Source organism: Paraburkholderia sp. UCT2 (assembly GCF_014397665.1).
Lineage (GTDB): Bacteria > Pseudomonadota > Gammaproteobacteria > Burkholderiales > Burkholderiaceae > Paraburkholderia > Paraburkholderia tuberum.
Window position 1 is genome coordinate 22194 of the sequence record NZ_VZQO01000059.1, and the last position, 20027, is coordinate 42220.

The following is a 20027-nucleotide window of genomic DNA, read 5'->3' on the forward strand; positions in this document are numbered from 1 at the left end:
CCGTGTGAATAACACGGGCGTTTTCTTTTTTGTGCCCCGATCGTGCAGCTTTGGAAAGTGACCGGCTGGTCACGCCCGTTGATCAGCGGTCTTGCCTTGTGTCCCAAACCCGGAGCACGAAGATGGTGGCACGGGCTGGGCATATGCGGGTCTTATTTCGAGATGGATTTCGTATCCCCCGCCCAAACACACCCACTTGTGAACTTCGCGGGGCGGCGGGCCGTCATGCTCGTCCAGTTCCTCTCCGAGCCGGTGGTAATGGTCTACGCCTGGCTTCCTCGCTTCGGCCAGGAGTGCCTTAACTACCGCTCGCTCGGTCCTGCGAGCGTCAGGATCCGGTGGGTGCCTACGATGGGGCGATAGCCGAGCGAACCACCGCTCGCGCCCTTCCCTCTGGTTGGTGCACGATGAGCGGGACACGTGCACCAACCCAAACCAATCGCGACCCACACTGGATCACGGGCAGACAAGTACCAGCGTCTACGCCAATGTAAAAATCGTTGCCGGGCAAGGACTTCCTGCCAACCTCCCCTGCTTGGCACAGTTGCTGCGAGCATGAGCTCAAACTTGTATTCAAGATTGAACTCATGCTTCCCGACGCCTTCTTCAAGGTTCGAGCGCTGCTCGAATCCTACGCCGCCAAAAGCACGACGCCTCGCGACATCGTCGACACGGTGATCGCCCGGATCGAAGCCTCCTGTCGCCCCGAAGTCTGGATATCGCGCGTGAGTGCCGCCGATCTCGGCAGCCGGGCTGCCGCGCTCGAAGAAGCGCGCGCGCGCCTGGGCGCCGCGATCTTTGAGCGGATGCCGCTGTTCGGCGTACCGTTCGCGGTGAAGGACAACATCGACGTCGCCGGCATGCCAACCACCGCAGCCTGCGACGCCTTCGCCTACACGCCCGCAGCCTCGGCATTCGCCGTCGATCGTCTGCTCGACGCCGGCGCCATCCTCATCGGCAAGACGAATCTCGACCAGTTCGCCACAGGCCTGGTCGGCACACGCTCGCCCTATGGCGGCGTGCGACAGTTCGAATCCGATGCGCACATCTCCGGCGGATCAAGCTCCGGCTCGGCAGTCGTTGTTGCGGCTGGGCTGGTTGCGTTCTCACTCGGCACGGATACCGCTGGCTCGGGGCGTGTTCCGGCAGGCTTCAACGACCTCGTGGGTCTCAAGCCAACGCCTGGCATCGTAAGCAAGCGCGGCGTGGTACCGGCGTGCCGGAGCCTGGACTGCGTGTCGATCTTCGCGCATGACGTGGGCGACGCCTGGGAGGTCCTGCTGCAGATGGCGAAGTACGATGGAGACGACAGCTATGCGCGCCGAGTGCCGGCGCTCGGACTGCCCCATGCACCACTGCGCCTCGCCGTGCCGGATCAGTTGACCTTCCAGGATGACGCTCAGGCGCATCAGGCCTTTGCCGCCACGCTCGACACGATCGCTTCGCGCCTTGCGCTTTCGCCAACAAGCGTGCCGTTCGAACCCATGCAGCGAACTGCCGCGCTGCTTTACGACGGCCCGTGGGTAGCGGAGCGCCGTGCCGCGCTCGGTTCCTTCTTCGAGACGAATCGCGCCGACATCGATCCGGTTGTCGCCGAGGTGATTGCCAAAGCGGACGGCTACAGCGCTGTCGATGCGTTCGACGGACAGTATGCACTGGCCGCACTGCGCCGCGAAGTGGAAACGCTGTTCGAGGCGATCGACGTCCTCGTCGTGCCGACCACGCCCACGCATCCAACCTTCGACGAAGTACGTGCGGACCCGATCGGGGCGAACAGCCAGCTTGGCGTCTATACCAACTTCGTGAATCTGCTCGATCTGTGCGCTCTGGCGGTGCCGGGCGTTCGCCGCGCGGACGGCCTGCCAGCCGGCGTGACGCTGATCGCCCCAGCGGGCGCGGACCAGCGCCTGGCAGTGCTCGGCGCACGCGTCCAGGCGCTCTTCATGGCGCACGCTACACCCGACGACGCTGCCAGGATTGCCGCGCGACCGCTGCCCTTCGAAGAGCCGACGGTGACACTCGCCGTGGTCGGCGCTCATCTGCGCGGGCAGCCCCTCTGCTGGCAACTGCTCGAGGCTGGTGCGCGTTTCGTCGAGACCACCACCACGTCTTCGCACTACCGCCTTTACGCGCTCGCCGGTACGAAGCCGGCCAAGCCCGCTCTGGTGCGTACGCCGCACGAGGCCGGCCAGCCCATCGAAATCGAGCTCTGGGAAGTGCCGCTGCGCAGCTTCGGCGCATTCGTTGCCCACGTGCCGGCGCCGCTCGGCATCGGCAGCGTGCAGACAGCCGATGGACTCATCGTCAAGGGCTTTATCAGCGAGCCCTCGGCGGTCGCACCAGGCAGCGGCGCACACGACATCACTGCATTCGGCGGCTGGCGTGCATGGCTCGCAACGGCGGCCGGAACGCAAGCCCAATCCGATCGGCAATTCTGAATATATGCATTGAACTCACGAGGAGTCCAACCATGACAAACCGTCGCGATTTTCTCAAGGGCGCTGGCGCCTTCGCCCTCGGCAGCACGCTCCCATTCGACCTCGCTTTCGGTGCCGAGCCGCTTACGGTCGGCGTCATCTACGTCGGTTCGCGCGGCGATTACGGCTACAACCAGGCACAAGCGCAAGCTGCGGCTGTCATCAAGAAGCTGCCGAACGTGAAGGTCGTCGAGGAAGAAAACGTGCCCGAGACCGTCGCCGCCCAAAAGACCATGGAGGCGATGATCGAGCAGGACGGTGCGACGCTCATTTTCGCGACCTCGTTCGGCTACTTCGATCCCCATGTGCTGAAAATGGCAGCCAAATATCCGAAGGTTCGCTTCGCCCACTGCGGCGGTCTCTGGAAGAGCGGCAATCCGGCCAACATCTCCAGCTACTTCGGCTATATCGACGAATGCCAGTATCTGAACGGCGTCGTGGCAGGCCATGCGAGCAAGACGAAGAAGCTCGGCTTCGTCGCGGCCAAGCCTATTCCGCAGGTGCTGCGCAACATCAACTCATTCACGCTGGGCGCGCAGTCGGTGGATCCGTCGATCGCCACGCACGTGATTTTCACGGGCGACTGGTCGATGCCGGTGAAGGAGGCGGAGGCCGCCAACAGCCTCGTCGATCAGGGCTGCGACGTGCTCACGTGTCACGTGGACGGACCCAAGGTCGTGATCGAGACAGCCGAGAAACGCGGCGCGATGAGCTGCGGTTACCACGCAAGCCAGGCGGCGCTGGCGCCGAAGGGCTATCTGACGGGCGCCGAATGGGACTGGGCGACGCCCTACAAGCTGCTCGTCACAAACGCGCAGACGGGCAAGCCGCAGCCGAACATTCTTCGCGGCGGTCTGCGCGAAGGCTTCGTGAAGATGTCTCCGTATGGCGCGAAGGTGACACCCGATGCCCGCACGCAAGCCGACACCGTGAAGGCGAAGATGGTCGCGGGCGACTACGTCATCTTCAAGGGACCGATGAAGGACAACAAGGGCGGCAGCGCCATTGCGGCCGGCACAAGCTACGCACAGACCGATATCGCGCTCGAAAGCATGAATTATCTGGTTGCCGGTGTGGTTGGCCAGATCTGAGGACCGTAAGCGTCTTCGCCAGGAGTCCTGATGTCCGCATCCCTTTCTCCCGCTCACGGGCCGTCGCGAAGGCTGCCTGCAAGTCTCGCGCGCCTGCTGCTTGCCCTGTTGCCTGCGTTGCCGACAGTATGTGCAATCGTGGCAACTCTGGCGATCTTCGGCATCTTCCTGCTCGTGCAGGGACAGCCGGCCATCCAGGCCCTTGGTCTCATTGGCGAAGGTGCGTTCGGCTCGTCGTTCGCATGGCAGAACACCTTGCTGCGCGCCGCACCGCTCATGCTTACGGCTCTGTGCGTCGCGCTGCCTGCCCAGGTCGGCCTGATCGTGATTGGCGGCGAAGGCGCGCTCGCGCTGGGCGGGCTCGCGGCCGCCGTCGTGCCGCAGGGCCTGCCGCAGGCTACGCCGTGGATCGTCGCGACGCCGCTGATGGCGATTGCAGGCATGCTCGCGGGGGGCCTGTGGATCAGCGCAGTGGGCGCAATGCGTCAATGGCGTGGTGTCAACGAGACCATCAGCAGCCTGCTGATGTCGTATATCGCCATCGCCGTTTTCAAGTTTCTCGTCGAAGGGCCGCTGCGCGATCCCGCCAGTCTCAACAAACCGTCGACGCTGCCCCTCCCCGACGCCATGACCATCGGCTCGCTGCCGGGACTCGACGTGCACTGGGGCCTCTTCTGGGGCGTGCTCGCGTGTCTCGCTGCCTGGGTGCTCGTGCGCCAAAGCACGCTCGGCTTCGCCATGCGCGTAACAGGTGGCAACGTGCACACGGCGCGCCTCGTCGGCCTGCCCGTGGGCGGGCTCGCGCTCACCGCCTGCGCGCTAGGCGGCGCATCGGCGGGACTTGCCGGAATGTTCGAAGTTGCGGCCGTGCAAGGCAGCGCGAATGCGTCGCTGCTCTCGGGCTACGGCTATGCGGGCATCCTTGTCGCGTTCGCGGCACGCCAGAATCCGTTCGCCGTGATCGTGTGCGCGCTGATGGTCGGCGGCATCGAGGCGAGCGGCAGTCTGCTGCAACGTCACCTCGAGCTGCCCGACGCCGCCACGCTCGTGCTGCAAGGCCTGCTTTTCGCGAACCTGTTGGCCTGGGAGGCACTTGCTCCCCGTCTTGCCGCCTGGCGCGTGAAACTTCAGGCCGCCGCGCTCGACACCTCGTCTGCTTCACTGGAGCGTACCCGCCATGTCTGACCTTCATTCGCCCGCTGCGGTACTGCTGATTTCGCTCTTTGCGGGGGCCATTCGCGTGAGTACGCCCTATCTGTTCGTGAGCCTCGGCGAATGCCTCACCGAGAAAGGCGGCCGCGTGAATCTCGGTCTCGAAGGCATCCTCGTCTCCGGCGCCATGTGCGGCTATGCGGGCTCGTATCTCTCGGGTTCGCCGTGGATCGGCGTACTCGCGGCGGCGGCGGCCGGTCAGGTGCTCGGCTGCCTGCATGGGCTGGTCTGCTCGCTGCCGCGTGTTTCCGATATCGCGTTCGGCATCGCGCTCATGCTGTTCGGCACCGGCCTGGCGTTCTATCTCGGCAAGCCGTTCATCGAGCCGCAGGCAGCGATGCTCCCGTCGATCGATCTCGGCGCGTGGGCCGCCTCGCAGCAAGTGCACAACGCGCTGCATATCAATCTGCTCTTCGTGATTGGCGTCGTGCTTGCCGTCGCTTTGCAGTGGGGACTGCGCTCGATGCGCTGGGGCATGACGCTGCGGCTCGTCGGCGAGAACGCCGAGAGCGCGCGTGCAATGGGCTATCCCGTTACGCGGATACGCGTCATCGCGACGGCGGTGGGTGGTTTCTTCGCGGGCGTGGGCGGTGCCTATCTCTCGCTCGTCTATCCCGGCAGCTGGAACGAGGGACTGTCGAGCGGGCAAGGCCTGATGGCCGTCGCCCTCGTGATCTTCGCACGCTGGCAGCCGCTGCGCTGTCTTTGGGCCGCGCTGCTGTTTGGCGCTGCCGGAGCGCTTGGCCCCGCCCTGCAGGCAATCGGCGTGACCAGCGGCTATTACCTCTTCAACGCCGCCCCTTACGTGCTGACGCTCGCGCTCATGATCATCAACTGCAGGCCGGACCGCACGCTGGCGGGCGCACCCGGCGAGCTGAGCCTGACGCGCTGAGCGCGGACAGCTTCCGACCGACCGAATCCAGAATCGCCCGCGCTCGCGTAGCGCGCGACCGGAGAATCAACATGACCCGTACCATCGAAGCCCGTCCCTATTCCTGGCCCTACGACGGGAACCTGCGCCCCGACAACACGGCGCTCGTCATCATCGACATGCAGACCGACTTCTGCGGTTACGGCGGCTACGTCGACAAGATGGGCTACGACCTCTCGCTCACGCGCGCCCCGATCGAGCCGATCAAGCGCGTTTTGGGGCCGATGCGCGAACTCGGCTTCACGATCATCCACACCCGTGAAGGGCATCGGTCGGATCTGTCCGATCTGCCGGCGAACAAGCGCTGGCGCAGCCGCCAGGCGGGCACGAACGGTCTTGGCATCGGTGACATGGGACCGTGCGGCCGGATACTCGTGCGCGGCGAGCCGGGCTGGGAAATCATCGACGAACTCGCCCCGCTGCCGGGCGAAATCATCATCGACAAGCCTGGCAAAGGCTCATTCTGCGCGACGGACCTCGAACTGATCCTGCGCACGCGCGGCATTGCGAATCTCGTGCTCACGGGCATCACGACGGATGTGTGCGTCCACACGACGATGCGCGAAGCAAACGACCGCGGCTTCGAATGCACGTTGCTCGCGGACTGCTGCGGCGCGACCGATAAGGGCAACCATGACGCTGCGCTGAACATGGTCCTGATGCAGGGCGGCGTGTTCGGCACGGTGTCCAGTTCGGCGGCGCTCGTCGCTGCCCTGGAGCAGTGACCATGATCACCGCGACACGCGCGCTCGGCGTCGAGGTGATCGGCGCGAGCAAGTCGTTCGGGACGTTCCGCGCACTCGATGACGTTTCGATCAGGGTTGCGCCCGGGACGGTTCACGCGCTGCTCGGCGAAAATGGAGCAGGCAAGAGCACGCTCGTGAAGGGGCTCGTGGGCTACGGCCCGCTCGATCACGGCACGATTGTGGCCGATGGAAGCGAGGTGCGCATCGCATCCCCGCGCGATGCGCAAGCGCTCGGCATCGGCATGGTCTATCAGCATTTCACACTCGCGGCGGGGCTCAGCGTCGAGGAGAACCTGCTCCTTGCGCGCGGCAACCTGTCATGGAAGATCGACTGGGCGGCCGAGCGCAACGCGCTCGACGCCTTCATGCGCCGCATGCCGTTTCGCCTCGAACTCGATGCGCCGGTCTCGTCACTCGCGGCGGGAGAAAAGCAGAAGCTGGAAATTCTCAAGCAGTTGTATCTGGAGCAGCGCTTCCTGATTCTCGACGAGCCCACCTCCGTGCTCACCCCGCAGGAAGCCGACGAAGTGCTCGGCCTCATGCGCACGCTTGCCTCGCGCGGTGACCTCACGGTGCTGATGATCACTCACAAGTTCCGCGAGGTAATGGCCTATTCGGACAACGTCACGGTATTGCGCAAGGGCCGCTTCGTCGGCACCTGCGCGGTGGCCGACACCGACCGCGACCGGCTGGCCGCCTGGATGATGGGTAGCGACGCAAGCGCGCAAACGCGTGAGGGCGCCGCTGAAGACACCGATGAGTTCAGGCCTGCGCGCCGGCCGAACTCGCCCGACGCTCCGGTGCGGCTCTCGCTATCGAGCCTTTCGGTCGTCGACGAGCGTGGGCACGCTGCCGTGCGCGAGGTGTCGCTGAGCGTGCGCGCGGGCGAGATCCTCGGGCTTGCGGGCGTCTCCGGCAACGGTCAGAAGGAACTGATCGAAGCGCTCGTCGGGCAGCGCAAGGCCCAGTCGGGCGCGATGGCCGTGGAAGGTTTGCCCTATGCCGCGACGCGCGTAGAGATGACACGCATGCGCGTGTTCGCCCTTCCCGAGGAGCCGCTGCGCAATGCTTGCGTGGCAGGCATGAGCGTGGCCGAGAATATGGCGCTGCGGGATTTCGACCGCGCGCCGCTGCGGCGCGGCGGATGGTGGCTCGATCGTCGCGCCATGCGCTCGCGCGCCGAGCGGCTGATCGCCGAATTCGACGTGCGGCCTGCGCTGCCCGAGCGCGCCATCGGCTCGCTGTCGGGCGGCAACGTACAGCGCGCCGTGCTGGCTCGCGAGCTTGGGCACGCAGTGAACGTGCTGATCGTCGCGAATCCTGTGTTCGGACTCGACTTTGCCTCCGTCGCGGACATCCACGCCCGCATTCTCGCGGCGCGCGATGCCGGTGCGGCCGTGCTGCTCGTCAGCGAAGATCTCGACGAACTGCTGGAGCTTGCCGACCGGATCGTGGTGATGGCCGAGGGACGTCTCGTCTACGAGACTGCAGCAAACGAGGCGGATCGAGTGGTGCTTGGGCGTCACATGGCGGGCCATGGCGACGAAGGCAGGCCGCAGACGGCTGAGCCGGCCGAGCTGCACGCAAGCGCCTGAGCGGCGCGCGAACGATCCACAACGCAAACGGAGAAATGTCGCGATGACAACCATCGCCAGCGCAAAGCCCGCGCCGTTCACGTTCGACGCGCGTCATACGGCGCTCATCGTGATCGACATGCAGCGCGACTTCATCGAGCCGGGTGGCTTTGGCCAGGCGCTCGGCAACGACGTATCGCTGCTTTCAGGCATCGTGCCGACCGTCGCGCGGCTGCTCGCGCATGCGCGCTCGGCGGGATGGCAGGTCGTGCACACCCGCGAATCGCATACACCCGACCTCTCCGACTGCCCCCCGGCCAAACGCATGCGCGGCATGCCAGATGCGCGCATTGGCGACGCAGGACCGATGGGCCGCATCCTCGTGCGCGGCGAGCCCGGCAACGCGATCATCGACACGCTCGCGCCGATCGATGGAGAACTCGTCATCGACAAGCCCGGCAAAGGCGCTTTCTACGCAACGCAGCTCGGCGAGGAACTGTCGATACGAGGCATCACGCATCTCGTGTTCGCGGGCGTGACGACCGAGGTCTGCGTGCAGACTTCGATGCGCGAGGCCAACGATCGGGGCTACGAGTGTCTGCTGGTCGAGGACGCGACGGCAAGCTACATACCGGCGTTTCGCGAAGCGACGATTGCAATGATTCATTCTCAGGGCGGCATCGTCGGCTGGACCGCTCCGCTCGACGCCCTGCTGGGGGCAGACTGATGACGATGGAAGTGAACCGGCCCGAGATCGTCGCGCAGGTCGCGGCAGCTTTCGAGGCTTACGAGCGAGCGCTCGTCGACAACGACGTCGAGACGATGAACGCCCTGTTCTGGGACGCACCCGAAACGGTGCGCTATGGCATCGCCGAAATCCAGCATGGTGGCGACGCGATCCTCCGCTGGCGGGAAACCTGCGTGCCGGTGCCCCGCTCGCGGCGGTTGCACCGCACCGTGGTGACGACGTTTGGCGGCGACTACGCGACGGTGAGCACTGAGTTCACGAGCGACACCACGCCTTTGACGGGCCGCCAGATGCAGACCTGGGCGCGGCTTCATGAGGCGAACGATATGTTCGACGGCTGGACGATCGTGGCGGCGCACGTGAGCCTCATCGAGCCCGTTTAAGGGCGGATAATAGGGAGCTGGCCCCCGTCGCCCACCATTGCACCGACGCGCCGCACCACTCTCGACGTTATCGATACCTGACTCATGGACGACTTGACCGAAGCCGCCGCCGAAGCCCCCGCAGCATCTGGCACGAAGGTGACCTATAGCGCGAACCCCCTTGCCGAGCAGGTGTATCAGCTCATCAAGCAGGACATCTTCAGTTTTCGACTGTTTCCCGGCGACCGCTTTTCCGAAAACGACATTGCCCAACACCACGGCGTGTCGCGCACGCCGATGCGCGATGCGCTGTTCCGTCTCGCGCGCGAAGGCTATCTTGAGGTGGGGTTCCGGCGCGGCTGGAAAGTCTGCGAAATCGACTTCAATCAACTCGACCAGTTGTATGACCTGCGCATCGTTCTCGAACTGGCGGCGCTCGAGCGGCTCTCGGGCGCCCCACACGATGCGATGGATGCGTTGCGAGCCGTATGGTGCGTTGACGAACGGGAACGCGAAAGCCGTCCGGCCACGATGTTCGTGCTCGACGAGGGCTTTCACCGCGGCCTCGTGAGCGCTGCCGGCAACAATGAGATGCTGCGCGTGCACAACGAAGTGACCGAGCGCATCCGCATCGTGCGGCGGCTCGATTTTCTCAAGGCGCATCGCACGAGCGCGACGTACGACGAGCATTCGGCGATGCTCCATCTCATCGATCGCGGCAAGTTTGGCGAGGCTGCCATCCTGCTGCGCGCTCACATTACGCAAAGCAAGCTCGAGGTGCGAAAAATCACGCTGTCGATGCTCGCGACTGCGCGCGACGAGAAGCTGCCCTTTGTCAGCTAGAGAGTGCCTTTCCGGGGCTTTGGTGCAACTATCTGGCGCGGTCTCCGGACACAGCCTTCGGCCTTCATGTCTTCGAGGCGCCCTTCAAGGGGTAATCGTACTTTCCATGCAGAATTTGGCATTCCACCCCGGCGACTACGAGGAAGTCGAAGATCCGAGGGCTCGTCAATACTTCGCGGTTCGTCGGTTGAGGCTAGCTGCTCGCTCGAGTCCCGGCCGACACGCGGCAGGTTTCGACTTCTCAGTGTATGCGCGCGAGGTTACGAAGGAGCGAATCGCCGTCCGGCGTCACGCGAGGTCGCACTGCCCCGCCGGCAAGCCTCTCCATGGTGACGAGCCGACGTTCAAGCAGCGTATCGAGTTCTTCCCGCTCGGCAATATGGTCAGCCGAATCCCTGACCAGCATCAATGTCGCAAATTCATGGGCACTGAGCATGCTTGCCTCCTGATAGCTTGAGTAGGTGCTGTATGGATTGTGTTGGCTGTGGCACTCGCTTTTGACGTCGCCTGCCGATGGCGCACTCGCGGCAATGGCGCGGGGAGTTGATGGTAGGGGCAGCGCAGCGGCGCGGCAATCCAGGGTCGTCCCGCATATTGGGTCGATTGGGGAGTGCCGCACTGCAACAGATACGGTGGCGATCACGCAAATTCGGGTTTCGGCACGCTGGAGATCGGGAGAATCGTCGACGTAGCCGTTCGGGCTGTAAGCCGCCTTCTCGAGTTGAGCCAGTTCGGCCGCCAATGACTACAATTTAGGGATCGTCGCATTCCCCAAGGAGGCTGCCATGACTCAATCAATGATCAGTTTTTGGGTTGGCCTTGTGGTTCTCGTTGTCGTTGCATCGGCCTTGTCCAGGCGCTACAGGCGCGATCACCCGGGAGAGAGCCTGAGTCAATGGCTCGACACACACCATATGAGCTGGATGCATCGCAAGCACTAGCTGGCGGCGCGGGCTGACGCCGAGGAGCGCACCATGGCCTTCACCCTCACCTCACACGCTTTCCACGAAGGAAGCGAGATTCCTCGGCGCTACACCTGCACGGGCGCGGACGTCTCCCCACCGCTCTCGTGGTCCGGGGTGCCCGCCAACGCGAAAAGCCTCGTGCTGATCGTCGACGACCCCGACGCGCCCGACCCGGCCGCGCCACGGATGACATGGGTCCACTGGGTGCTTTACAACATCCCGACGACGGCTCCTGGTATTCAGGAGGGCGTCACTTCGGGCGCGCTTCCGGCAGGCACACTTGAAGGCACCAACGACTTCCATCGCACCACGTATGGCGGCCCATGCCCGCCCACTGGCCGTCATCGGTATTTCCATAAGCTCTACGCGCTCGACACCGTGCTACCCGATCTTCACAAGCCCACAAAGGTGGCGTTGGAAAAGGCGATGCAAGGCCATGTCGTGGCGCACACCGAACTGCTCGGCACATTCAAGAAGTAACACGCAGCCCCCTGGACGCTACTTGTCCGGGATTGTCGATTCCACGTCGATGCTGCGCAAGCTCGTTCACGTCGCATTCGGTGTTATCAGGTCAGGCAAGGGCTTCGATCCCGAACTACAAAATGCTTGACGGGGACCACAGTATCTATTCTGAAGCCGGGGGGTGCGACATGAACAGCGTTGCTGTCGCAAAAGGATGAATGAAAGCCTACTCAGCAGAAAGAAAAGAAGCGTTAGTGCGCCGCATGATGCCGCCAGAAAATGCGCTGGTTTCGGCGCTGGCCATAGAACCGGGGACTACAGAACAGACGTTGTACACGTGGCGCCGACAGGCCAAAGGACAAGGAGTCGCAGTGCCGGGCGATGGGAAGAATCCCGAAGGATGGTCTTCGGAAGACAAGTTTGCGGTAGTGCTGGAAACCGCGTCGGTCAACGCAGTGGAGCTGGCCGAGTATTGCCGCCGCAAAGGTCTTTATCCCGAACAGATTGCAGCGTGGCGGGCTGCTTGCCAGGCGGCCGACGCGAATGCTGCCGAGCAGGCGCGCGAGCAGCGTCATCAGTCGAAAGATGACAAGAAGCGCATCCAGCAGCTTGAGAAGGAATTGCAGCGCAAGGAAGGCGCTGGCGGAAGCGGCTGCGCTTGTGATTCTGAGAAAAAAGTCCAGGCGATCTGGGGATGTCCGCGCCGGATCTGGTGAGGGCTATTGCCTATGGCTCGTCACTACATGGCCGCGCGACCCTCTCCTACCCCAAGTCCAAAAACTCTCTGTACGGCGTCAATTCGCGAATTTACGTCGAGCTTTTCGAAGATATTTTTCAGATGCCACTTGACCGTCTCGGGTGCCAGTTTCAACGACCGGCCGATTTCCTTGTTCGAAAGACCGCGGGCAACGCACTCGAGTACCTCAAACTCCCTCGCACTAAGAACATCCGGTGACAGCGGCACGGCCTCAACATGCGCGGGCGACGCAGCCGGTGAATTACCGAAGGCATCAAAAGCTGTAAGCAGCCTGTCGACATACGCCGTTTCTGCCGTAGGAACATTCGCTGAAGCCAAGCGAAATTGCTGTAGCAACGCGCGCACGGGTGGCCCCTCATCCACGAAGCTGTTAATCATGCCGCTCTGCCTTCCGAGCCGTAGCGCTCGTTCGAGCGCACCAAGCGCCTTTTCGGACGCTCCACATTGCGCGAGCGCGCATGAGAACAGCAAGGAAACCACAGCCTCCGAATAGCGCCTGCCCGTAGCAGCCAGAGTATCAAGCAAAGGTGTGAGAAGCGTGACGGCTTCATGTGCACGATCCCCGGCGATCAGTACGCGAGCCTCCAGGAGACAATAGCTTGTCCAGGTGTCTACCGCGCACCCAGTCCGCCCTTCGCACATCATGGGCACGCTCTTGCTCAGCTCGTCGGCGATCTGCCTCGCTTGAGCAACGTTGCCTTCTACAAGGAGCAATCTTACCGTTTCGGCATCCAGCGCCAACTTCAGACGTAGCCAGTGTCGGGTTACGGCGGCCTGTCGACCGTCTTCGAGAATGGCCAGCGCCGAACCCATCTCCCCGTCGCGCCACAGCAAGCGTGCTGCAGACAGAATATGGCGCATTAAACCAGTTAGCGGCGAGGTTTCCAGTGCAGCGGTCGTGCGGCCCGCGATCATCCTCCGCGCTTCAGGCAGTTCGTTGCACTCATAGTAGATCGCAGCAAGGCAACTGGCCGCCCAGGTTGCGCAGGATGACGAGTGGCCCCATGCTTTTTCGATGCGGTGGAACATCGCCTCAAAAATTCGCCTTGATTCAGACAGCTCGCCATGCATAAATGCAGCAACACCGAACGACGAGCGTCGAAACATATCCGAGTAGTCGGGCTCCTGGCCCTGTTCGACTCGCTCGCCGACGGCGTCGCGTATTTCACGTATCTGGTCGAACCTGCCCCTGTGCATCAAGCCGAAGAGCTGCGCGAATTGCGCACAGCGCTGCACCCACGGCGCTGTAGGCGCCATTGAGGCTTGAGCAGCACGCCCTAGTTCGAGCGCCCGCTCGCTTTCCTCCACCATGGTGGCGATCAGTGCGCTGACCGCGTTGATCTCCGCCAATGCCGCTTCCTCTACCATGCTGGTATCCTTGCGACGCCCCCGAAAGAATTCGTTGTTAACAGCAGCAACCTCCCTCGAGGCGGCGTCCGGCTGAATCGAGAACACGAGCGCCCATGCTTTCGTCAGGCGCAAACGAAGCCGTCTCTGGATGACATCCGGTGGCAGTTTTCCGATCCATCCTAGCAACGTGTTCAACTCACCGCGCTCGAGCATCTCCGTCGCACAGTTTTCAACCCACTGTGCCGCCTGCTCGAGTTCGCCTGCAGCCAAGGCATGTCTGACTGCCTCGGGCCAAAGACGTGCTCCTGCAAACCATTGGGACGCACGACGGTGCAGCAACGGGACGTGTTGCGGCATCTGGCGAAGAAGGCGCCGACGAAGTGCGTCGGACAGGAGCGCATGATAGCGGTACCAGTGCCGTGTTTCATCCAGCGGCCGGATGAACACGCTGTGCCGCTCGAGCCAGTCGAGCTGGCCCGCGCTTCCACTTCCCTTGCCCATGATGGCATCGCACAACTCAGGGGCGAGTCGTTCAAGAATCGACGTGTATAGCAGAAACTTCAGCATATGGAGCGGCAGGTGTGCGAGCACGGCATCGTTCAGGTACGAATCGATTCCGGAACTGACTCCGACCAGCGCACCGGCGACCTTGGCCGCATCGCCCACATCGCGTAGCGCAAGAGCAGCAAGTTGCAAGCCAGCGACCCACCCCTCCGTTGCCTCGTTCAGCAACTCAACACTGGTCCGGTCAAGCGGCACGGTGCCTGTCCGGTCAAAAAATGCCTGCGCATCGGCGATCGAAAAACGCAGATCGTCGACATCAATACGAACTAGTTCCTCTGGAGCTCGAAACTGACCAACTATCAAGGCCGGTTCACCTCGCACCCCGAGCAGGATATGCATGTTCTCGGGGGCATAGCGAAGCAGACGGGAAGTAATCGCAAGAACCGGTTTCGCAGTCAGACGGTCGGCGTCATCCAGCACGAGGAAAACGCGCCTGCCGGATGCAGCGATCCCGTTCAGGAGTAGTGAAATGACCGTTCTGATAGGAGTCAGCGGATCGTTATTAAGGATCTGTTGCGCTTGCGAGGCAATTTCCGCCGAGGCCCTGGCGAACGCGGCCACCAGGTAAGCGCAGAACTGCTGCGGATCATCGTCTTCTGCGTCGAGGCTGAGCCATGCAACAACATGCTTTCGCTGCGACAGCGCTTCACACCAACCAGCAAGCAATGTCGTCTTGCCGAACCCCGCCGGGGCGGTCACGACGGTGATGCTGCGAACCGGCTGCTTACGCAACCACTTAAGCAACACGGATCGTTGCACGCAGCCAGACGGAAGACGGGGCGGGAGCATCTTGGTCTGAATCAGCGACACGCTCCATGGGCGATCGGTACTGTCTGAAGACGCATCCATGTTTGTCCTCTACTGGCCCCCAATCCAGAAATAATAGCGCGAAATTTTACCAGCGCTATTGCTGCACCGGTTCTGTTGCAATAGCGGAGGCTGGTATGCTGCGGGACCTAACAGAATGATGTGGACGGCCATGAAGGCGCTGAGTCCGGCGGTAGCCGAAGTGCTGAAGCGGTTGCACTATCCGCTCGAGATAATGTTGGTGTGCGTGCGTTGGCACGTGGCCTACCCGCTGAGCTTGCGCAATCTCGAGGAGATGATGGTCGAACGCGGGATCGCGGTCGATCATTCGACCGTGCATCGGTGGGCCATCAAGCTTCTGCCAGTGCTTGAAAAGGCGTTCCGCCGCTGCAAGCGCCCGGTCGGCAAGAGCTGGCGGATGGACGAAACCTATGTGAAGGTCCGGGGCACATGGAAGTATCTCTACCGCGCCGTCGACAAGGCCGGCAACACGGTTGATTTCCTGCTGCGAGCCAAGCGGGACAAGGAAGCGGCCCGACGGTACTTCGAGAAGGCCATCGATCAGAATGGCGCGCCCGAAACCGTAACCATCGACAAAAGCGGTGCCAATCTGGCCGGGCTGCACGCCGTGAACGCCGAGCGTGAGACGCCCATCAAGATCCGCCAGACCAAGTATCTCAACAATATCGTGGAACAAGACCATCGGCCGCCCGGCAATTCTACTGGCTGGCGATGTAAGCAATCCTTCTCACATCGCAATCGTCCGCCAAAATCGCCTTACCGCGACAGAACCGCAGTGGTGCAGGCCCGATCGGCGCCCGGCGTTGCGCTCATCACGAGCCCTGCAACGCGTTCAGCACCTTGACCTCGCTGCGCGCCAGGTACTTGCGCCATGCGATTCCCGCCAGCACGACATCCTGCAAGCCGATGCCCACGGCCTTGTAGACGATCACGTCGTCGTCCGCGACGCGGCCTTTAGCGCGGCCGGTCAGCACATCGCCGAGCTCCACCGTGTCGTTCCAGTCGAACGTGCCCGGCTGCGTGAGCACCAGGTCGCCCGCTTCTTCGCGCGCCTGCTCGCGCAGTTCGACCACGATGCGCGACGCTCGCGCGATCAGCGTGTCGTCGAGTTCGCGCGTATGCGGCAGGCTCGAACCGATCGCGGCAACCAGCGCGCCCGGCGACACCGCATTGCCGTCGAACAGCGCACCGGTGGCACGCGTCGCGGTCACGATCACGTCCGCGCCCCGCACCGCGTCGCCCGCGTCGCACACCGTGGCCTCGATGCCTCGCGTCGAACCGGCGGCCGTGACGGCCGCCGCGAGTTCGCGCGTGCCCTCCAGCCCGACGATACGAAACGACCGCAAGTCCGTATGCGCGGCCAGCGCAAGCGCATGAGCGCGCCCTTGCACGCCGGTGCCGAACGCGGCCACCGTGCGCGCCTGTTGCTTCGCCAGCGCGCGCACGGCCACCACCGTCGTCGCGGCGGTGCGAATGCGCGTGATCGCGTTCGCATCGAGTGTGGCCAGCAAGCTGCCGTCCACCGTCGAGAACAGCACGATCGAAAAGTTGAATTGACCGGCAATCGTCGAATAAACCTTCGCGCCCGCGACACCGAGTCCTGGCAGCACGGCGCCAAGGGTCGAGAGCTTCACGCCGCCCGCTTCCGTGCGCACCCGGCGCTGCACCGCCGCCGCGCCGCTGGAGAGTTCGCGAAATCCCTGTTCGAGTGCCGGAATGGCATCGTCGATGGTGATGAGTTCGTCGATCCGCGCATCCGTCAAATGAATCATGCAATCTTCCTTTCGTGAAGCGCGGATTCGGCTTCGTGCTGGAACGTGAAGCTGTCCGCGTAGAGGTGATCGATGCTCGCGCCGTTGCGCAGGAAGTGGCGCCGCGCATCGTCGATCATGGCCGGCGATCCGCACAGGTAGACCGCGTGCTCCGACAGGTCCGGAAAGTCCTCGCATACCGCGTGCTGGACATAGCCCTGCCGTCCGGTCCAGGTACTGTCCGGTCGCGACAGCACCGGCACGTACTGGAACTCGTAGAGGCGTGCGCCCCATTGCTGGATCTCGTCGTGAAGATAAAGATCCGCCTCGGTCCGCGCGCCCCAATACAGCGATACCGGCGGGCAATCGGGATCGTCCATCAGCGACTCGATGATGCCTTTGACCGGCGCGAGTCCAGTGCCCGTCGCGACCATCACGAGCGGGCGGTAATCCTCCGCGTGGAAGCGGAAGCTGCCCAGCGGCAGTTCGACGTCGAGACGATCGCCCGCGCGCAAGCCCGACAGCAGATGATCGGTAAAGCGGCCGCCCGGCACGCGCTTGATATGAAAGTCGAGCGCATATGTATCCGCGCCGCCGAGCTTGGCCGACGCCATCGAAAAGCTCCTGCGCGCGCCGTTGTCCAGCACGACGTTCATGTACTGGCCGGGGTTGAACTTGAGTGCGAGGTGCTCGGGAAGCGCGATCGCCAGCCGCCGCACGTCCGGACCCAAGCTGCTCACTTCGACGACTCGCGCCTCGACCACGGCGGGTGCAGACACATCCGCGCCCGCATGCCCCGCGGCGATCACCATGTCACTGCGCGCGCGCGCCTGACATGCGAGTGCGAAGCCCGCGCCGGATTCTTCCTCCGAGATCCCGAACGGGAACTCGTCGTACTCGTGCGCACCGCTGACCACCTTTACCCGGCATGCGCCGCAACCGCCCAGTTGGCAATCGTGAGGAAGCGCGACGCCAGCGGCGAGCGCCGCGTCGAGCAGCGATTCGTCGGCCTGCGCAGCGAAGCGCTGGCCGGTTTCCGCGATCTCAATCTGATAGACCATCTTGCCAATCTCTAACGAAACAATGGACTCGCCTGCCACTGGGCGGCGCAGTGTGACTTCTTGACGTTACTTCTTGATGTCGGCTTCCACGAGCACGCGATGCAGGCCCGCGGACAGCAGCGTCTGCAGCGCTTCGAGCGCGGCGAGGCCGCACTGCGTGTCCTGCTCGCCGTTGCCGCCGCTCAGCCCCACGCCGCCGATCACTTCGCCGTCGACCACGATCGGAAAGCCGCCGACGAACGCGGCAAAGCGTCCCTCGAAACTCAACTGGATGCCGAACGCCTCGTTGCCCGGCAACGCGGGGCCATTCGGCGCCTTGGTGAACAGATGCGTCGAGCGCTTGTGGCCCGCCGCGGTGAAGGCCTTGTTCCAGGCGATCTGCGGGCCGGTGATGCGCGCTTCGTCCATGCGCTCCAGCACGAGCGGATAGCCGCCCGCGTCGACGATGCAGACCGACTCGGCGACGTCGATCGCCTGCGCGCGTTCCAGCGAGGCGCGCGCCATCGCGCGCGCTTCGGCGAGTTCAAGCCTGAAAGAACTTTTCATGATGCGTTTTCCGATTGAATGATGTGTCGTTGCGATGCTTTGGCCGCGCGACGTGCGGCTCAGAGACCGCGATAAACCGTCTTGATCTGCGTGTAAAACTCCAGCCCCGCGCGGCCCGATTCACGGAACGTGGACGTGCTCGAGCGCTTCAAACCGCCGAACGGCGCATTGACGACGTTGCCGGTGGTGGTGCGGTTGATCTTGACCGTGCCGGATTCGATCTCGTCGGCGAAGCGGTGCATGTAGCGCGGATTCGACGTCGCGATGGCCGCCGAAAGACCGTATTCGGTGTCGTTGGCTTTCGTCATTGCGTCCTCGAAGCTCGTCACCGAAACAATCGCCAGCACCGGACCGAAGATTTCCTCGCGATAGATGCGGGCGTTCTCGGGCACGTTCGTGAAGACGGCCGGCCTGACGTAATAGCCGTGTTCGAAACCGTCGCCGGTCAGTTGATCGCCGCCGGTCAGATGGGTCGCCTGCTCCTTGCCGGATGCGACGTAGCCGAGCACCGTATCGAGCTGCTTGCGGTTGGCGAGCGGACCGAGATCCATGCCGGGCGTGACGCCGCTGCCGATCTTGAGACTCTTCACGCGTTCGAGCAGCCTGGCCGTAAACGCTTCACGCACCGTCTCCATGACGAGGATGCGGCTCGTGCCGGTACACGCCTGGCCACTCAGCGACAGGCCGCCCTTGACCGCGAGATCCACCGCGCGCTCAAGGTCCGCGTCTTCCATCACGATCAGCGGATTCTTGCCGCCGAGTTCCATCTGCGTGCGCGTCGTGATCGGCACCGAGCGATGGATATGCTCGCCCGCGGCCGTCGAACCCGTGAACGACACCGCGCGCACCACGGGCGGCTCGGTGATCGCCGCGCCGATGTCGGAGGCGCGCCCGGTGATGTAGTTGATGACGCCGGCCGGAATGCCCGCCTGCACGAACGCTTCGGCAAGCCGATAGCCGATCAGCGGCGCATCCGATGAAGGCTTGAAGACGACCGTGTTACCGGCCATCAGCGCCGGTGCGATCTTGCGCGCCGGAATCGAGATCGGGAAATTCCACGGCGTGATCACGGTGACCACACCGAGCGGCTCGCGCTGCGTGTACACCAGCTGGTCGGGATCGTCGCTGGGGAACGTCTCGCCGGTGAAGGTCTGCGCTTCGACCGCGTAGAAACGCAGCACCTGCGCGGAACGCAGGATTTCGTCGCGGCTTTGCGCGAGCGGCTTGCCTTCTTCGCGCGTCAATTCGAGCGCGAATGCATCGGCGTTGGCCTCCAGCCAGTCGGCCGCCTTGTTGACGATCTTCGCGCGCGCCGATACCGAAGTGCGGCGCCACTTCGCGAATGCGGCCGATGCCGCGCCGAGCGCCGCCTGCGCGTCGTCGGGCGTCGACGCCTGGAAATGACCGATGACATCGCGCGTATCGGCGGGATTGATGTTCCGGAAAGTCTTGCCGCTCACGCTGGCGGTCCACTCTCCCGCAATCAGGTTCTTGAATACAGTTGCGGATTCGCTCATGACACTCCCTCTTGTACGCGATGGCGATGGCGAGCACGCCGCCATCGCATGAACTGAATGACCGGGCGTCTCGCGCCCGGCCCCGACTACTTCAGGCGGCGAGCCCCAGTTGGGTCAGCGGGATTTCCTTCTCGACGTAGTCGTAGTAGAGGGCGGTGGTGTAGAGCAGGCGCATCTGCGCGCCGATCTCGCAGATCTTCAGGCAGCGCTGCTGCAGCTCGACCGTGTTGGCGTTCTCCAGA

16 protein-coding genes and 3 pseudogenes are annotated in these 20027 nt (G+C 63.6%); 12 read left to right on the forward strand and 7 right to left on the reverse strand.

The window, feature by feature from the left end:
- The first annotated feature begins 587 nt into the window (after positions 1-587).
- The 9 genes from atzF to F6X39_RS32215 all read left to right on the forward strand — a co-directional run bounded on the left by atzF (position 588) and on the right by F6X39_RS32215 (position 9984).
- Complete coding sequence (atzF, locus tag F6X39_RS32175) at positions 588-2438, forward strand: allophanate hydrolase (RefSeq protein ID WP_187619593.1); 1851 nt, start codon at positions 588-590, stop codon at positions 2436-2438.
- A 32-nt stretch (positions 2439-2470) separates the two neighbouring features.
- Positions 2471-3568 carry a BMP family ABC transporter substrate-binding protein gene (locus F6X39_RS32180; RefSeq protein WP_187619579.1) on the forward strand — a complete coding sequence of 366 codons (1098 nt, stop codon included), beginning with the start codon at positions 2471-2473 and terminating at the stop codon, positions 3566-3568.
- Between the two features lie 30 nt (positions 3569-3598).
- Positions 3599-4753, forward strand: a complete 1155-nt coding sequence (locus F6X39_RS32185) for an ABC transporter permease (RefSeq protein WP_187619580.1) — start codon at positions 3599-3601, stop codon at positions 4751-4753.
- Positions 4746-5672 carry an ABC transporter permease gene (locus F6X39_RS32190; RefSeq protein WP_187619581.1) on the forward strand — a complete coding sequence of 309 codons (927 nt, stop codon included), beginning with the start codon at positions 4746-4748 and terminating at the stop codon, positions 5670-5672. The genes F6X39_RS32185 and F6X39_RS32190 overlap by 8 nt, the downstream gene beginning before the upstream one ends.
- 71 nt (positions 5673-5743) lie before the next feature.
- Positions 5744-6436, forward strand: a complete 693-nt coding sequence (locus F6X39_RS32195) for a cysteine hydrolase family protein (protein ID WP_187619582.1) — start codon at positions 5744-5746, stop codon at positions 6434-6436.
- A 2-nt stretch (positions 6437-6438) separates the two neighbouring features.
- Positions 6439-8052: an ABC transporter ATP-binding protein gene (locus F6X39_RS32200; RefSeq protein ID WP_184033142.1), complete on the forward strand. Its 1614-nt coding sequence runs from the start codon at positions 6439-6441 to the stop codon at positions 8050-8052.
- Positions 8053-8095: 43 nt separating this feature from the next.
- Positions 8096-8758, forward strand: a complete 663-nt coding sequence (locus F6X39_RS32205) for a cysteine hydrolase family protein (RefSeq protein WP_187619583.1) — start codon at positions 8096-8098, stop codon at positions 8756-8758.
- A gap of 5 nt (positions 8759-8763) precedes the next feature.
- Positions 8764-9162, forward strand: a complete 399-nt coding sequence (hpxZ, locus tag F6X39_RS32210; RefSeq protein WP_187619594.1) for an oxalurate catabolism protein HpxZ — start codon at positions 8764-8766, stop codon at positions 9160-9162.
- Between the two features lie 84 nt (positions 9163-9246).
- Entirely contained in the window at positions 9247-9984 is a 738-nt protein-coding gene (locus F6X39_RS32215; RefSeq protein WP_262414892.1) for a GntR family transcriptional regulator, read from the forward strand.
- Positions 9985-10225: 241 nt separating this feature from the next.
- Here the strand turns inward: F6X39_RS32215 and F6X39_RS32220 are convergent, their stop codons facing one another.
- Positions 10226-10420 (reverse strand): hypothetical protein, encoded by a 195-nt coding sequence (locus tag F6X39_RS32220; protein WP_187619596.1) that lies wholly within the window; start codon positions 10418-10420, stop codon positions 10226-10228.
- A 538-nt stretch (positions 10421-10958) separates the two neighbouring features.
- On the opposite strand from F6X39_RS32220, the gene F6X39_RS32225 reads away from it, so the two are divergent.
- Together F6X39_RS32225 and F6X39_RS32230 are read left to right on the forward strand one after the other, a co-directional pair.
- Entirely contained in the window at positions 10959-11429 is a 471-nt protein-coding gene (locus tag F6X39_RS32225; RefSeq protein ID WP_187619584.1) for a YbhB/YbcL family Raf kinase inhibitor-like protein, read from the forward strand.
- A 200-nt stretch (positions 11430-11629) separates the two neighbouring features.
- A pseudogene (locus F6X39_RS32230) lies at positions 11630-12120 on the forward strand (transposase); the annotation flags it as partial.
- A 30-nt stretch (positions 12121-12150) separates the two neighbouring features.
- Here F6X39_RS32230 and F6X39_RS32235 read toward each other — a convergent pair.
- The gene (locus tag F6X39_RS32235) at positions 12151-14931 is read right to left on the reverse strand and encodes a LuxR C-terminal-related transcriptional regulator (RefSeq protein ID WP_187619586.1); all 2781 of its coding nucleotides are present in this window, start codon (positions 14929-14931) and stop codon (positions 12151-12153) included.
- A 130-nt stretch (positions 14932-15061) separates the two neighbouring features.
- Here F6X39_RS32235 and F6X39_RS32240 point away from each other — a divergent pair.
- Positions 15062-15595 (forward strand): annotated as a pseudogene (locus tag F6X39_RS32240) (IS6 family transposase); the annotation flags it as partial.
- Positions 15596-15722: 127 nt separating this feature from the next.
- Here the strand turns inward: F6X39_RS32240 and F6X39_RS32245 are convergent.
- The 5 genes and pseudogenes from F6X39_RS32245 to F6X39_RS32265 all read right to left on the reverse strand — a co-directional run.
- The gene (locus tag F6X39_RS32245; RefSeq protein ID WP_187619587.1) at positions 15723-16682 is read right to left on the reverse strand and encodes an ornithine cyclodeaminase family protein; all 960 of its coding nucleotides are present in this window, start codon (positions 16680-16682) and stop codon (positions 15723-15725) included.
- The gene (locus tag F6X39_RS32250) at positions 16679-17722 is read right to left on the reverse strand and encodes a 2Fe-2S iron-sulfur cluster-binding protein (RefSeq protein ID WP_187619588.1); all 1044 of its coding nucleotides are present in this window, start codon (positions 17720-17722) and stop codon (positions 16679-16681) included. Before F6X39_RS32250 ends, F6X39_RS32245 begins: the two co-directional genes overlap by 4 nt.
- Before the next feature lie 66 nt (positions 17723-17788).
- Positions 17789-18268, reverse strand: a complete 480-nt coding sequence (locus tag F6X39_RS32255) for a GlcG/HbpS family heme-binding protein (protein WP_187619589.1) — start codon at positions 18266-18268, stop codon at positions 17789-17791.
- Between the two features lie 59 nt (positions 18269-18327).
- Positions 18328-19785 (reverse strand): aldehyde dehydrogenase family protein, encoded by a 1458-nt coding sequence (locus tag F6X39_RS32260; protein ID WP_187619590.1) that lies wholly within the window; start codon positions 19783-19785, stop codon positions 18328-18330.
- Between the two features lie 91 nt (positions 19786-19876).
- Positions 19877-20027: pseudogene (locus tag F6X39_RS32265) on the reverse strand (iron-containing redox enzyme family protein); the annotation flags it as partial.

Coding starts and splice junctions, on each gene's coding strand:
- atzF (WP_187619593.1), top strand. CDS start 588: ATGCTTCCCGACGCCTTCTTCAAGGTTCGAGCGCTGCTCGAATCCTAC.
- F6X39_RS32180 (WP_187619579.1), top strand. CDS start 2,471: ATGACAAACCGTCGCGATTTTCTCAAGGGCGCTGGCGCCTTCGCCCTC.
- F6X39_RS32185 (WP_187619580.1), top strand. CDS start 3,599: ATGTCCGCATCCCTTTCTCCCGCTCACGGGCCGTCGCGAAGGCTGCCT.
- F6X39_RS32190 (WP_187619581.1), top strand. CDS start 4,746: ATGTCTGACCTTCATTCGCCCGCTGCGGTACTGCTGATTTCGCTCTTT.
- F6X39_RS32195 (WP_187619582.1), top strand. CDS start 5,744: ATGACCCGTACCATCGAAGCCCGTCCCTATTCCTGGCCCTACGACGGG.
- F6X39_RS32200 (WP_184033142.1), top strand. CDS start 6,439: ATGATCACCGCGACACGCGCGCTCGGCGTCGAGGTGATCGGCGCGAGC.
- F6X39_RS32205 (WP_187619583.1), top strand. CDS start 8,096: ATGACAACCATCGCCAGCGCAAAGCCCGCGCCGTTCACGTTCGACGCG.
- hpxZ (WP_187619594.1), top strand. CDS start 8,764: ATGGAAGTGAACCGGCCCGAGATCGTCGCGCAGGTCGCGGCAGCTTTC.
- F6X39_RS32215 (WP_262414892.1), top strand. CDS start 9,247: ATGGACGACTTGACCGAAGCCGCCGCCGAAGCCCCCGCAGCATCTGGC.
- F6X39_RS32220 (WP_187619596.1), bottom strand. CDS start 10,420: ATGCTCAGTGCCCATGAATTTGCGACATTGATGCTGGTCAGGGATTCG.
- F6X39_RS32225 (WP_187619584.1), top strand. CDS start 10,959: ATGGCCTTCACCCTCACCTCACACGCTTTCCACGAAGGAAGCGAGATT.
- F6X39_RS32235 (WP_187619586.1), bottom strand. CDS start 14,931: ATGGATGCGTCTTCAGACAGTACCGATCGCCCATGGAGCGTGTCGCTG.
- F6X39_RS32245 (WP_187619587.1), bottom strand. CDS start 16,682: ATGATTCATTTGACGGATGCGCGGATCGACGAACTCATCACCATCGAC.
- F6X39_RS32250 (WP_187619588.1), bottom strand. CDS start 17,722: ATGGTCTATCAGATTGAGATCGCGGAAACCGGCCAGCGCTTCGCTGCG.
- F6X39_RS32255 (WP_187619589.1), bottom strand. CDS start 18,268: ATGAAAAGTTCTTTCAGGCTTGAACTCGCCGAAGCGCGCGCGATGGCG.
- F6X39_RS32260 (WP_187619590.1), bottom strand. CDS start 19,785: ATGAGCGAATCCGCAACTGTATTCAAGAACCTGATTGCGGGAGAGTGG.